Source organism: Bradyrhizobium sp. LA2.1, from assembly GCF_040547725.1.
Lineage (GTDB): Bacteria > Pseudomonadota > Alphaproteobacteria > Rhizobiales > Xanthobacteraceae > Bradyrhizobium > Bradyrhizobium barranii.
Map to the genome: position 1 here is coordinate 78,158 of NZ_JBEPQI010000015.1, position 13,052 is coordinate 91,209.

Sequence of the window (13,052 nt, forward strand, 5' to 3'; positions counted from 1 at the left end):
GAAGTGCCGTAGGGTGGGCAAAGGCGCGCTTGCGCCGTGCCCACCATGCAATCATCGCGAAAAGAAGAGGTGGGCACGCTTCGCTTTGCCCACCCTACGAGATCTCTCCTACGCCGCCTGGCCGATGCTCGCCGCCTCTTCCGCGGCCTTGCGCATGCTCGCCGACATTTCGCTGGTGACGGTGCTCTGCTCCTCGACGGCGGCGGCCGTTGACGACACATATTCGCTGACGCCCTCGATCGCACCCCGGATCGCCCCCAGCGCGGCGACCACGTCGACCGAGATGCCGTTCAGATTGCCGATCTCCTGCTCGATCCGGTCGGCGGCCTGCTTGGCCTGATTGGCGAGGTTCTTCACTTCAGATGCCACCACGGCAAAGCCGCGACCGGCCTCGCCGGCGCGCGCGGATTCGATGGTGGCGTTCAGCGCCAGCAGATTGATCTGACCGGTGATGCTGCCGATCAGCTGCACGATCATGCTCATCGACTCTGCCGCCTGAGTCAGCCGCTGCGCCTGATGGTCCGCCGCCTCGACCCGATCGACCGCGGTCGATGCGGTCTCGCGCGAGCGCGTCATTGCTTCGGCAATCTCGCGCACCGAGGCATTGAGCTCCTCGGCGCCGGCGGCAACCGATTCCATCATGTCGCGCACCTTCTCGCTGCGCTTGCGCGCGATCACCTGGGCGGTGGTGTCGGAGGCGTATTTCACGACCTTGAACGGATTGCCGTTGAGGTCGCGGATCGGGTTGTAGGAGGCCTGGATCCAGACCTGCCGGCCGCCCTTGCCGACGCGCTGATATTCGCCGGACTGGAATTCACCGGCGTTCAGCCTGGCCCAGAAGGCGCGATAGGCTTCGCTGTCGCGCTCGTCGGCGCCCACGAACATGCTGTGATGCTTGCCGACGATCTCGGACAGCGTATAGCCGAGCGCGCCGAGGAAGTTTCCGTTGGCCGTCAAAACCTTGCCGTCCATGCTGAACTCGATCACGGCCTGCGACTTGCCGATCGCCTCGATCTGCCCGGCAAAATTCGCATTCGACAGCTTCTGCGCACTGACGTCGGTCGCGAACTTCACCACCTTGAACGGCTTGCCGGTCTCGTCGAGGATCGGATTGTAGGAAGCGAGAATCCAGACCTCCTTGCCGCCCTTGCCGAAGCGCTTGTATTCGCCGGACTGGAATTCGCCGCGGCCGAGCTTGGCCCAGAATTCGCGATAGGCTGCGCTATCGCGCTCACCTGCCCCCACGAATATGCTGTGATGCTGCCCCTGGATCTCGTCGAGCCGATAGCCCACCGTGCTCAGGAAATTCTCGTTGGCGGTGATGATGGTGCCGTCGAGATTAAACTCGATCACCGCCTGGGCGCGGCCGATCGCGGAAATCTTGCCGGCATCTTCGAGGCTGCGGATCTTGCGCGCGGTGATGTCGGTCGCGAACTTGACGACCTTCACCGGTTTGCCGGCTTCGTCGATGATCGGATTATAGGACGCTTGGATCCAGATCTCGCGACCGCCCTTGCCGAGCCGCTTGTATTCGGCTGATTGATATTCGCCGCGGCCGAGCTGCGCCCAGAACTCGCGATAGGCCGCGCTGCCCCGCTCCTCCGGCATCACGAACATGCTGTGGTGCTTGCCGGCGATCTCGTCGAGCCGGTAGCCCATCGCGTCCAGGAAATTCTGGTTGGCCGTGATAATGGTGCCGTCGAGATTGAATTCGATGACCGCCTGCGACTTGCCGAGTGCAATGACCTGAGCCAAAGCCTCCCTAGCCGAAGAACCGCTTCGCCAAAAAGACATAAATGAACCCTTCCAAATGACCGAACAGGCGCGACTTGATCTGCCAAAGCGCCCCGTCTGAGTCGTCGTTGACTCACTCTCCCGCCCGTTGACGGTGTCATTGGTTTGCTAATGATTACTTAAAATGCCAACATTTCAATCACTTAGCTATCTCTAAGGTTGCAAATTGATGCATCCGCATCGAAAATGGGGAGCGAAAATTTTGTCGCCTTCGCGTCCACGTAGAATTACGGGGCCGATCGTGCGCCTGTCGAGAAATCAAACTTGGACTGGTTCGACCGCGGCTCGACCGACTAAGCTGATTCGATGCTGATCCTTGCCATCGATACCGCGCTGGAGGCGTGCGCGGCCGCCGTTCTCGACACCGACGCCGGCCAGCTGCTTGCGGAGGAATCGCTTCTGATGAAGCGCGGCCACGCCGAAGCGCTGATGCCGATGATCGCGCGCGTGATGCAATCGGCCGATCTTGCCTTCACCTCGCTCGACCGCATCGCCGTCACCGTCGGTCCCGGAAGCTTCACGGGCCTGAGGGTCGGCATTTCGGCGGCGCGCGGCCTTGCGCTCGCGGCGAAGCGGCCCGCCGTCGGGCTGACGACGCTTTCGGCCTATGCCGCCACCGTCGTCGGCCAGAGCGGAACGGCGCCGGTGATCTCGGCGATCGATGCGCGGCACGATCACGTCTACTTCCAGATCGTAGCCGGCGACGGCAGCCCGCTGGTGCGGCCGAGCGTCGTGCCAATTGACGCGGCGATTGCGGCCTCGCAATTCGGTGCGCCGCATCTGGTCGGCAATGCCGCAAAGATCCTCGCCGATCGCTGGCCGAAGGTTGGTCCGCAACCCGTTGCGGTCGACGCCCAGCCCGCGCCCGACATCGGCTGGGTCGCCTGGCTCGGCGCTGCGGCCAACCCCGAAACCACGCCGGCGCGGCCGTTCTATCTGAAGGCGCCCGACGCAAAGCCGGCCGCACAGCCACTGCTCGCCGCACAAGCCGCAACCTCATGATGAGATGGCTTTCGGAATGGTGGCGCGGCGGCACGGCCGCCGTCGAGCCGGCCTCCACGCGCGACGCCGCGCGGCTGGCGCAGCTGCACGGACAATCCTTTGCCCGCGGCTGGGGCGAAAGCGAGTTCGAAGGCATGATCGGCGAGCGCAACACGCTCGTGCACCGGTTGCGGCTCGGCCGCAAGACCATCGGATTCGCGGTGTCGCGGATCGGCGCGGACGAAGCGGAAATCCTCTCCATCGCGGTCGACCAAGCACACCGCGGCCGCGGGCTGTCCGGCACGTTGCTGATGACGCATCTCGGCCACCTCGCAGGGCGCGGCGTGCGCACAATATTTCTCGAAGTCGAGGAAAATAACCAGCCGGCGCGGCGGCTCTACGATCGGGCCGGATTCATGGTGGTCGGGCGCCGCGAACGCTACTATAAGCAGCCCAACGGGGAACAATTGAACGCACTTCTGATGCGACGTGACTTGTCGTAACATTGATGGCAGAAAGCGCCCCCGTCAGGCAGACACCCTATGACTGGACTTAAACCTTCATCCGCCTCCAAGGCGACCGGCATCGAGGCACGCTGCGCCGCCACCGGCATGCGCATGACCGAGCAGCGCCGCGTCATCGCCCGCGTGCTGGCGGAATCGGTCGACCACCCCGACGTCGAGGAACTGTACCGGCGCTGCGTCGCCGTCGACGACAAGATCTCGATCTCGACCGTGTATCGCACCGTCAAGCTGTTCGAGGATGCCGGCATCATCGAGCGCCATGATTTCCGCGAGGGCCGTGCACGCTACGAGACGATGCGCGACAGCCATCACGACCACCTCATCAATCTGCGCGACGGCAAGGTGATCGAGTTCACCTCCGAGGAGATCGAGAAGCTGCAGGCGGAGATCGCCCGCAAGCTCGGCTACAAGCTGGTCGATCACCGGCTCGAGCTGTATTGCGTCCCGCTCGACGACGACAAGCCGACGTCTTGAGTGGGCATGATCTTGTCGGAAAACCGCCCCACACTTTTCCGGATCATGCCTTCGTGTCGGTAGATCTCATCATCTTCGATTGCGACGGCGTGCTCGTGGACAGCGAGGTGATCTCCTGTCGCGCACATGCCGATGTGCTGACACGGCACGGCTATCCGATCACGTCGGAGCAGGTGCTGGTCCGCTTCCTCGGCGTATCCGAGAAAGACGCGCGGCGGATGGTCGAACAGGAAATCGGCCACAACCTCCCCGACGATCTTGAGAGCCAAGTGAATGCGGCCACGCTGCAATTTTACGCCAGCGATTTGCAGCCGATCACCCACGTGGCCGCGGCGATTGCCGCAATCGATTTGCCGAAATGCGTCGCATCGAGCGGCACGCCGGAGAAGATCCATCACGGCCTGACATGCGCCGGGCTCTACGACCTGCTCGCCCCGAACATCTTTTCCGCAAGCCAGGTCGCACGCGGCAAGCCCGCACCCGATCTGTTCCTGTTTGCCGCCGAACGGATGAAAGCCGCGCCGGAACGGTGCGTCGTGATCGAGGACAGCGTCCCCGGAGTGACCGGCGCGCATGCCGCCGGGATGAACGTGCTGGGCTTTCACGGCGGCAGCCATTGCCCGCCGGGTCACGCCGAGAGGCTGCGTGCCGCCGGCGCCGGATTGACGTTCGACGATATGCGGCACTTGCCGGACCTGGTCCGGCGGGTCGCGGGGAACACCCGGGCGGGCTGATTTCGGCCTCGTCGTCATTCCCAGGCACACGCAACGCGCGTGAACCCGGAATCTCGCGCCAAAACCTCTGGATTCCGGGTTCTCCCGCTTTGCGGGCGCCCCCAAACCACCCCGCCGGGTGTCAATCGCTGGATTTTCGCCCCTCCAGCCTATATCTGAGGGGCGTCCTCCACCTCAATTCCGGGTTCCATGACGCCGCCGCGCAAGCTGCACATCAAATCATATGGCTGCCAGATGAATGTCTACGATGCCCAGCGCATGGTGGACACGCTGGCTCCGGAAGGATTCGTGGAGACGGCCAACGCGGAGGATGCCGACCTCGTCATCCTCAACACCTGCCATATCCGCGAGAAGGCCTCCGAAAAGGTCTATTCCGAGCTTGGCCGGCTGCGGGTCGCCAAGGACGAGGCCGCGCGCGGGGGCCGGGCGATGCAGATCGCGGTGGCGGGCTGCGTGGCGCAGGCCGAAGGTGGGGAGATCACGCGCCGTGCGCCGGTGGTTGACGTCGTGGTCGGCCCGCAGAGCTATCATCACCTTCCGGAGCTTTTGAAGCGCGCGCGCGACGAAGGCCGTGCGATCGAGACCGAGTTTCCTGCCGCCGACAAGTTCGGCTTCCTGGCCCAGCCAAAGCCCGATGCGATCCGCGCGCGCGGCATTTCCGCTTTCGTCACGGTGCAGGAAGGCTGCGACAAGTTCTGCACCTTCTGCGTGGTGCCCTATACGCGCGGCGCCGAAGTTTCGCGTCCCGTGGCGAAGATCGTCGATGACGTGAAGCGGCTCGCCGACAACGGCGTGCGTGAGCTCACGCTGATCGGGCAGAACGTCAACGGCTATCACGGCGAGGGACCGGACGGGACAAGCTGGCCGCTCGGCCGGTTGCTCGAACACCTGGCGAAGATTCCCGGCATTGCGCGGCTGCGCTATTCGACCAGCCATCCCCGCGATGTCGATGACAGTTTGATTGCAGCCCATCGCGATCTCGGCGAGCTGATGCCGTTCGTGCACTTGCCGGTGCAGTCGGGTTCGGACCGGATTCTCGCCGCCATGAACCGGAAACATACCGCCGATGATTATCGGCGTGTCATCGACCGTTTCCGGTCCGCGCGGCAAGATATTGCTTTTTCATCAGATTTTATCGTGGGCTTCCCCGGCGAAAGCGAGCAAGATTTTCTCACCACCCTCGCGCTTGTCACGCAAATCGGCTACGCTGCCGCATATTCGTTCAAATACTCCGCCCGGCCGGGAACGCCGGCCGCGGATATGCAGGAGACGGTGTCCCCCGCCGAGATGGACCAGCGATTGGAGCGGCTCCAGGAACTGATCGACAGCCAGCAATCGGCCTTCAACAAGGCCGCGATTGGCTCAACGGTCGATGTGCTGTTCGAGCGTCCGGCCCGCAAGGAGGGCCAGATCGTCGGTCGCACTGCCTTCCTCCAGCCTGCGCATGTGATGGCCTCGCCCGACATCATCGGACAGATCCTGCCGGTCCGGATCGACAGCCTTGAACGCTATAGTTTCCTCGGTGAGCTCGTGACGCCGCGTAACGCGCGCGAGCCCGCTTCATCGCAAGCCATTGGAGCCTGAACCCTTGCCAAAAAGCGCATCGGATTCGTCTTCGTTCGCTCCCAGCCGCAAATTTGACCGCGACATGCAAGTTCCGCCCGAGACCCAGGTCGTCATCGACTTCGACGACAACCGCGCCGCATCCGCGCTGGTCGGCCCCTACGGCCAGCATCTCGCCCAGATCGAGCGGCGGCTCGGCGTCGTGGTCGACTCCAAGGGCAACCACATCACCATCGGCGGCACGCGCGACGGCTGCGACGCCGCGCGCCGCGTGCTGGAGACGCTCTACGCGCAGGCCGTGAAGGGGCAGGATCTCGACCAGGGCGAAGTCGAAGGCGCGATCCGCGCCGTAATCGCACAGGGCTCGCTGTTCGAATTCGACGCCAAATCGGCCAAATCCACCTTCGACAGCATCAATCTGCGCAAGCGCCCGGTGCGCGCGCGCACCGCCGCGCAGGATTCCTACATCCGCGCGCTGAAGCGCCACGAGCTGGTGTTCGGCATCGGCCCCGCCGGCACCGGCAAGACCTGGCTCGCGGTCGCGCATGCCGCGCAGCTGTTCGAGCGCAAGGAAGTCGACAAGATCATCCTGTCGCGTCCGGCGGTCGAGGCCGGCGAGCGGCTCGGCTTTTTGCCCGGCGATCTCCGCGAGAAGGTCGATCCGTATCTCCGTCCGATCTACGACGCGCTTTACGACCTCATGGACGCGCGCATCGTCGAGCGGGCGCTCCAGACCGGCGAGATCGAGATCGCACCGCTCGCCTTCATGCGCGGCCGCACGCTGACCAACGCTGCGATCATCCTGGACGAGGCGCAGAACACCACGTCGATGCAGATGAAGATGTTCTTGACCCGTCTCGGCGAGAACAGCCGCATGATCGTGACCGGCGATCCCTCGCAGATCGACCTGCCGAACGGCCAGACTTCGGGCCTTGCGGAGGCGACGCGCCTGCTGGGCGGCGTCGAAGGCATTGCACAAGTTCATTTCAAAGCCGAGGACGTGATCCGCCACGAGCTCGTGGCACGAATCGTCTCTGCCTATGAGGGGCAGCCGCAGCGGCCGGCCACCGGTAAATCCTAGCGAGACAACAACCGGACCATACGGGCGCGGACAGGGCGTCCTTTGGTTCCGAACAGACAAGATGTCACATCCAAACCTTCCCATGACCGAGGTCCTCGTCGTTGCCGATTGCTGGCAGCGCGAGCCCGATTCCGAAGCGGTGATCCAGCGTGCGGTGGCGGCCGCCGCCGAGAGTGTCGACGAGGACGTTGCCGACGCCGAAGTGGCCGTGATGCTGACCGATGATGCCGGCATCCGCACGCTCAACAGCAATTGGCGCGGCATCGACAAGCCGACCAACGTGCTGTCGTTCCCCGCGCTCCAGCCGGAGGGCGAGTGGAAGGAAGGCGATGCGCCGCGCATGCTCGGCGACATCGCGATCGCCTACGAGACCATGCGGCGCGAGGCCGACGAGGAACAGAAGCCGTTCGATCATCATTTGAGCCATCTCGCCGTGCATGGTTTCCTGCACCTGGTCGGCTACGACCACGAGAACGATGGCGACGCGGAGGAGATGGAAGCGCTCGAACGAGAGATCCTGTCTCATCTCGGCATACCCGATCCCTATGCAGACCGCCCGGGGACGCATTGAGATGCCCGATTCCGACCCTATTCACGACAATCCGCGCAATACCGCGAATTTGCCGGTCGTGGTGACATCAGGCGAGGTGATGCGGCCGACCGCGGAAGGCTGGCTGCTGCGTGCCATTCGCACCCTGTTCGGCTGGAAGGCAGGATCGGTGCGCGACGATCTCCAGGTCGTGCTCGATGCCACGACGCCCGACGACACCGGCTTCTCGACCGTCGAGCGTACGATGTTGCGCAACATCCTCGGTCTGCACGAGCGCCGCATCGCCGACGTCATGGTGCATCGTGCCGACATCATCGCGGTGAGGCGCGACATCCCGCTCGGCGAATTGATGGACCGCTTCGAGAGCGCCGGCCATTCGCGCCTCGTCGTCTACAACGAGACGCTGGACGACCCCGTCGGCATCGTCCACATCCGCGATCTGCTCGCCTTCATGACCGCGCGCGCACGGGTGTCCGAGGCCACGAAAACCAAGCGCAAGAAGCCGCTGCCGGCCGGCCTCGACCTGCGTACGGTCGACCTGGCGCTACCGCTGCAGGATGCGCGCATCATCCGCAAGCTGCTCTACGTGCCGCCGTCGATGCGGGCGATCGACCTGCTGGCGCAGATGCAGGCCACGCGCATTCATCTGGCGCTGGTGGTCGACGAATATGGCGGCAGCGACGGGCTGGTTTCGCTCGAGGACATCGTCGAGCAGATCGTCGGCGAGATCGACGACGAGCATGACAGCGACGAGCCGCCCTCGATCGTGCGCCTGCCCGACAACGCCTTCATTGCAGACGCCCGCGCCAGCCTCGACGACGTCCGCACGGTGATCGGCGAGGATTTCGTCACTGGCGAGGCGGGTGAGGAAGTCGAGACGCTCGGCGGCTATCTCGTCAGCTTCGTCGGGCGCCTGCCGGTGCGCGGCGAGGTGATCTCCGGCCCCGGCAATTACGAGATCGAGGTGCTCGATGCCGATCCGCGCCGCGTCAAGCGGTTGCGCATCTCGACACGGAAGGAGCGCCCCGCGCCGCGTACCCAGCGCGAGAGCCGCCGCCGCGAAGCCACGCCGGAGAGCGGTCAACCGCCTTCCAGCGACACGCCCGTCCCGCCGCCAAGCGACGGGACCGGTTCGCAGTGAGTCCGTTCCAGCGGTTTCGGCAGATTGCGCTTGCCATCATCCTCACCTGGGGATGGAAGCGTGCGCTCATCGCGATGGGATGCGGTGCGCTGTCGGTGCTGGCGCTGGCGCCGTTCAATGTCTTTCCGGTGCTGTTCATCACCTTCCCGGTGCTGGTCTGGCTGATCGACGGCGCGGGCGCCGGACGATATCGCGGCGTCCCCGCCGCGGCACTGACGGGCTATTGGTTCGGGCTCGGCTATTTCGTCCCCGGCCTCTACTGGATCGGCTACGCCTTCTTCGTCGACGCCGACGTGTTCGCGTGGCTGACGCCGTTCGCCGTGCTTGGCCTGCCGGCCTATCTCTCCATCTTCACCGCGATCGGATTCGCGCTGGCCCGCCTGCTCTGGACCAAGGATGCCACGCGCATCCTCGCGCTCGCCGCAAGCCTCACCATCGCCGAATGGCTGCGTGGTCACGCATTGACCGGCTTCCCCTGGAACGCGTTCGGCTATGCCCTGTCAGAGCCGCTGCCGCTGGCGCAGACGGCGTCGCTGATCGGCCTGTGGGGCATGACGTTCATTAGCGTTGCGATCTTCGCAAGCCCGGCGGCGCTGATCGACCGTACGCCCGATCGCCGCCCGGCATGGCGCGCGCCGGCTGCTGCGATTGCGCTTCTGGTTGTCATGAGCATCTTCGGCGCGATCCGCCTGTCGCTGCATCCGACCACGATGGTCGCGGGCGTGAAGCTGCGCCTGATGCAGCCGGACCTCCAGCAGGATGCGAAATTCAACTACGCCGCCAAGGCGGAGGTGATGAAGAAATACCTGGCGCTGTCGGACCGCGCCTCGGGGCCGCAATCCACCGGCGTGCGCGATGCCACCATCCTGATCTGGCCGGAATCCGCCTTTCCGTTCTTCCTGACCCGCGAAGCCGACGCGATGGCGCAAATCGCCGAGTTGCTGCCGAAGGGCACGGTGCTGATCACGGGCTCGGTCCGCGCCCCCGACCTGCCGCGGGGCACGCCGATCACGCGCGCCTATAACTCGATCTACGTGATCGATCACGACGGCAGCGTGCTCTCGGTCTACGACAAGCTGCACCTCGTGCCGTTCGGCGAATTCCTGCCCTACCAGGACTTGATGGAGAAGCTCGGCTTCGAGCAACTCACGCGCGTGCGCGGCGGATTCATTCCGGGCAGCGTGCGACATGCGCTATCGGTGCCCGGCGCGCCGCCCGCGCTGCCGCTGATCTGTTACGAAGCAATTTTTCCAGGCGAGGTCGCCGGCCGCAATGAGCGTCCGGGCTGGATCGTGAATCTCACCAATGACGGCTGGTTCGGCATATCGACCGGTCCCTATCAGCATCTCGAGCAGGCCCGGATGCGCGCGATCGAGCTCGGATTGCCGCTGGTCCGGTCCGCCAATACCGGCGTGTCAGCGGTGATCGATCCGGTGGGACGAACCGTTGCCAGCCTCGGCCTCGGCGTCGAAGGCATTTTGGATGCAAACCTGCCCGCCGCAATTCCGCCGACCGTCTATGCGCGGGTGGGCGACGTGCCCGCAGCCATGCTCGTTGCGCTGGCCGTGTTTCTGGCGGTCCGCCGACGTGTTGCCAAACGGCACCCCTGATCACGCCTCGCGGCCGCCGCGACCGGAATCCTTTGACAACCGTAGTCCCACGGTTGACAGACTGCACGCGCCCTCCTCATTCTGCACCGGCTGCAAAAGACAGTGGGCGTTGCTAAATTTCTCCGCAATGTTTCCCAATAACAGGGTTTGATTTTGACGATGCTGGCACCGGAGGCATTCTTGTGATTGCGCCGAAGGTGATGTTTGGAGGCTGAGGAAATGTCGAAAGCGCCCAACCCTGTTGACAAATATGTCGGCAGCCGCGTGCGTATGCGCCGCATCATGTTGGGCATGAGCCAGGAAAAGCTCGGTGAAGCTTTGGGCCTGACTTTCCAGCAGATCCAGAAGTACGAGAAAGGCACGAATCGCGTCGGCGCGAGCCGCATCCAACAGATCGCCGAGATTCTGCAGGTGCCGGTGTCGTTCCTGTTCGAGGGCGGACCGAGCGGCGTGGCCGGCCCGGACGGCTTCGCCGAAGGCGCCTCGCCGTCCTATGTCTCGGACTTCCTCGCGACCTCCGAAGGTCTCGCTCTGACCAAGGCGTTCACCCGAATCACTGATTCGAAGATGCGCCGTTCGATCGTCGATCTCGTCGAGCAGATCGCCGCCCGCGAAGGTCCCGACAAACGCTGACGCGACGGCTCAATCCGATTTGAGACTGCGTCAAATCTGGCCTATGTCGTCATTTGCGGGCGCGTTTTTGGTGCGCGCCCTCTTCGATGATGCGGTTCAAAGGCACAGATGCGTTCATGACCAAGTCCAATTGGTTCGATTCACAAACTATTCTCGATGGCATCCGCCGCTGGGTGGAGATCGAGACGCCGACGGACACACCTGAACAGGTCAACAAGCTGATCTCCGTGGTCGCGGAGCAATACCGCGATCTGCCGGTTACGCTCGAGCGCGTCGCCGGCGTCGATGGCTGTGGCGATCATCTCGCCGCACGCTCGACCTGGGGCCAGGACCGGCCGGGCATTTTGGTGCTGAGCCACCTCGATACCGTTCATCCCATGGGATTCATCGAGCGCCTGCCGTTCAAGGTCGAAGGCGACAGCGCGTTCGGTCCCGGCATCTACGACATGAAGGGCGGCGCCTATATCGCCCATCACGCCTTTCGCGCGCTCTGCGCCGCCGGCGATCGCTCGCCGCTCGGCATCACCCATTTGTTCACCTCCGACGAGGAGATCGGCAGCCCGACCTCGCGAGCGCTGATCGAGGCGGAAGGGCGCAAGGCCAAGTACGTGCTGGTGACGGAGCCCGCGCGCGACGGCGGCAAGATCGTCACCGGACGCAAGGGCGTCGGACGATTCGAAGTATTCATCAAGGGTGTGCCCGCACATGCCGGCACGAGGCCCCAGGATGGCCGCAGCGCGATCCGCGAGCTTGCCAACGTCATCCTGGCGCTGGAAGCGATGAACGATCTGGCACGCGGCGTTACGGTGAATGTCGGCGTGGCGCGCGGCGGCACGCGCCCCAACGTCACGCCGGAAGAGGCCTTTGCCGAAGTCGACCTGCGCGTGCCGAGCTTTGCCGACGCGGAGGAGTTCGTCGGCAAGATCCTCGGGCTGGCGTCGAAGACGGATGGCGTCACCGTCAAGGTCATGGGCGGGCTCAACCGTCCGCCTTACGAGAAGAGCAATGCAGGCGCCTCGCTGTACGAGCATGCGAAGTCGCTTGCCACCGAGATCGGCTTCGAGCTGATCGACACCCACACCGGCGGCGGCTCAGACGGCAATTTCACTGCCGCCCACACCGCAACGCTCGATGGACTCGGCGTCGACGGCAAGGGCGCACACACCCATTATGAGCAGATCTACCTCTCGTCGCTCGAACCCCGCGCGCGGCTGCTCCATCGCCTGTACCAGACGCTGCGATGAGCGAACGAAAATCAGATCCCGATCGCGATGACAGCGAGCGCGCCTTCTTCGGGCGCCGCAAGGGCCACAAGCTCAGGCAGCACCAGGCCGAGCTGATCGATCATCTGCTGCCGCACCTTTCGCTCGACATCGAGGGCGAGAAGCCGGCGAATGCCAACGAGATCTTCGATCCCGCGGCCGACGATGTCCGGCTCGAGATCGGCTTCGGCGGCGGCGAGCATCTTGCGGCCGAGGCCCAGAGCTTCGCCACGACCGGCTTCATCGGCTGCGAGCCCTATGTCAACGGCATGGCAAAGATCCTCGCGCAGATCGAGGCCGCCAACATCGGCAACATCCGCCTGTTCGCGGGCGATGCCGCCGAGCTCCTGGCCTGGCTGCCGCAGGCATCGCTGTCGCGGATCGACCTGATCCATCCCGATCCCTGGCCGAAGCGGCGGCACTGGAAGCGGCGCTTCGTCCAGGACCGCACCATCGCCGCGATGGCACGCGTGCTGAAGGCGGGCGGCGAATTCCGTTTCGTCTGCGATATCGACGATTACTGCGCGTGGACGCTGATGCATCTGTCGCGGTCGACGGATTTTCAGTGGCTCGCCGAATGCGCCGACGATTTCCGGCGGCCATGGGACGGCTACACCATGACGCGCTACGGCCGGAAGGCCACGCGCGAAGGGCGCAAGACCACATATCTGCGGTTCAGGCGCGCATAGATTCTTCGCGCGATCC

13 protein-coding genes are annotated in these 13,052 nt (G+C 64.4%); 12 read left to right on the top strand and 1 reads right to left on the bottom strand.

Translation table 11 applies throughout. From position 1 onward, the window contains the following. Positions 1-108: 108 nt before the first annotated feature. Positions 109-1,794: a methyl-accepting chemotaxis protein gene (locus ABIB95_RS27295; RefSeq protein WP_354243801.1), complete on the bottom strand. Its 1,686-nt coding sequence runs from the start codon at positions 1,792-1,794 to the stop codon at positions 109-111. Between the two features lie 306 nt (positions 1,795-2,100). On the opposite strand from ABIB95_RS27295, the gene tsaB reads away from it, so the two are divergent. The 12 genes from tsaB (at position 2,101) to ABIB95_RS27355 (ending at position 13,036) form a co-directional block, all read left to right on the top strand. Then, entirely contained in the window at positions 2,101-2,796 is a 696-nt protein-coding gene (gene tsaB, locus ABIB95_RS27300; RefSeq protein WP_247305977.1) for a tRNA (adenosine(37)-N6)-threonylcarbamoyltransferase complex dimerization subunit type 1 TsaB, read from the top strand. Further along, positions 2,793-3,278: a ribosomal protein S18-alanine N-acetyltransferase gene (rimI, locus tag ABIB95_RS27305; RefSeq protein ID WP_166347509.1), complete on the top strand. Its 486-nt coding sequence runs from the start codon at positions 2,793-2,795 to the stop codon at positions 3,276-3,278. Before tsaB ends, rimI begins: the two co-directional genes overlap by 4 nt. A gap of 39 nt (positions 3,279-3,317) precedes the next feature. Continuing rightward, positions 3,318-3,773 (top strand): Fur family transcriptional regulator, encoded by a 456-nt coding sequence (locus ABIB95_RS27310; protein ID WP_028150589.1) that lies wholly within the window; start codon positions 3,318-3,320, stop codon positions 3,771-3,773. A gap of 53 nt (positions 3,774-3,826) precedes the next feature. Continuing rightward, positions 3,827-4,507 (top strand): HAD family hydrolase, encoded by a 681-nt coding sequence (locus ABIB95_RS27315; RefSeq protein WP_247305980.1) that lies wholly within the window; start codon positions 3,827-3,829, stop codon positions 4,505-4,507. Between the two features lie 189 nt (positions 4,508-4,696). After that, positions 4,697-6,091: a tRNA (N6-isopentenyl adenosine(37)-C2)-methylthiotransferase MiaB gene (gene miaB / locus ABIB95_RS27320; RefSeq protein WP_354243806.1), complete on the top strand. Its 1,395-nt coding sequence runs from the start codon at positions 4,697-4,699 to the stop codon at positions 6,089-6,091. 64 nt (positions 6,092-6,155) lie between these two features. Further along, entirely contained in the window at positions 6,156-7,151 is a 996-nt protein-coding gene (locus tag ABIB95_RS27325) for a PhoH family protein (RefSeq protein WP_071908935.1), read from the top strand. An 82-nt stretch (positions 7,152-7,233) separates the two neighbouring features. Next, positions 7,234-7,722 carry an rRNA maturation RNase YbeY gene (gene ybeY, locus ABIB95_RS27330; RefSeq protein ID WP_223153827.1) on the top strand — a complete coding sequence of 163 codons (489 nt, stop codon included), beginning with the start codon at positions 7,234-7,236 and terminating at the stop codon, positions 7,720-7,722. A 1-nt stretch (position 7,723) separates the two neighbouring features. Beyond that, a complete protein-coding gene (locus ABIB95_RS27335; RefSeq protein ID WP_354243810.1) occupies positions 7,724-8,842 on the top strand; it encodes a hemolysin family protein in 1,119 nt (372 codons plus the stop codon). Next, positions 8,839-10,452 carry an apolipoprotein N-acyltransferase gene (gene lnt, locus ABIB95_RS27340; protein ID WP_354243813.1) on the top strand — a complete coding sequence of 538 codons (1,614 nt, stop codon included), beginning with the start codon at positions 8,839-8,841 and terminating at the stop codon, positions 10,450-10,452. The genes ABIB95_RS27335 and lnt overlap by 4 nt, the downstream gene beginning before the upstream one ends. A gap of 219 nt (positions 10,453-10,671) precedes the next feature. Then, on the top strand, positions 10,672-11,085 hold the full coding sequence (locus ABIB95_RS27345; RefSeq protein ID WP_008131807.1) for a helix-turn-helix domain-containing protein: 414 nt from the start codon (positions 10,672-10,674) through the stop codon (positions 11,083-11,085). Positions 11,086-11,171: 86 nt separating this feature from the next. Further along, complete coding sequence (locus tag ABIB95_RS27350) at positions 11,172-12,329, top strand: M20 family metallopeptidase (RefSeq protein ID WP_354243816.1); 1,158 nt, start codon at positions 11,172-11,174, stop codon at positions 12,327-12,329. Next, a complete protein-coding gene (locus ABIB95_RS27355) occupies positions 12,326-13,036 on the top strand; it encodes a tRNA (guanine(46)-N(7))-methyltransferase TrmB (RefSeq protein WP_354243819.1) in 711 nt (236 codons plus the stop codon). The genes ABIB95_RS27350 and ABIB95_RS27355 overlap by 4 nt, the downstream gene beginning before the upstream one ends. The last annotated feature ends 16 nt before the right edge of the window (positions 13,037-13,052 follow it).

What these genes read in the sequence shown, in the direction of transcription:
- ABIB95_RS27295 (WP_354243801.1), bottom strand. Translation starts at nt 1,794, where the DNA reads ATGTCTTTTTGGCGAAGCGGTTCTTCGGCTAGGGAGGCTTTGGCTCAG.
- tsaB (WP_247305977.1), top strand. Translation starts at nt 2,101, where the DNA reads ATGCTGATCCTTGCCATCGATACCGCGCTGGAGGCGTGCGCGGCCGCC.
- rimI (WP_166347509.1), top strand. Translation starts at nt 2,793, where the DNA reads ATGATGAGATGGCTTTCGGAATGGTGGCGCGGCGGCACGGCCGCCGTC.
- ABIB95_RS27310 (WP_028150589.1), top strand. Translation starts at nt 3,318, where the DNA reads ATGACTGGACTTAAACCTTCATCCGCCTCCAAGGCGACCGGCATCGAG.
- miaB (WP_354243806.1), top strand. Translation starts at nt 4,697, where the DNA reads ATGACGCCGCCGCGCAAGCTGCACATCAAATCATATGGCTGCCAGATG.
- ABIB95_RS27325 (WP_071908935.1), top strand. Translation starts at nt 6,156, where the DNA reads ATGCAAGTTCCGCCCGAGACCCAGGTCGTCATCGACTTCGACGACAAC.
- ybeY (WP_223153827.1), top strand. Translation starts at nt 7,234, where the DNA reads ATGACCGAGGTCCTCGTCGTTGCCGATTGCTGGCAGCGCGAGCCCGAT.
- ABIB95_RS27335 (WP_354243810.1), top strand. Translation starts at nt 7,724, where the DNA reads ATGCCCGATTCCGACCCTATTCACGACAATCCGCGCAATACCGCGAAT.
- ABIB95_RS27345 (WP_008131807.1), top strand. Translation starts at nt 10,672, where the DNA reads ATGTCGAAAGCGCCCAACCCTGTTGACAAATATGTCGGCAGCCGCGTG.
- ABIB95_RS27350 (WP_354243816.1), top strand. Translation starts at nt 11,172, where the DNA reads ATGATGCGGTTCAAAGGCACAGATGCGTTCATGACCAAGTCCAATTGG.
- ABIB95_RS27355 (WP_354243819.1), top strand. Translation starts at nt 12,326, where the DNA reads ATGAGCGAACGAAAATCAGATCCCGATCGCGATGACAGCGAGCGCGCC.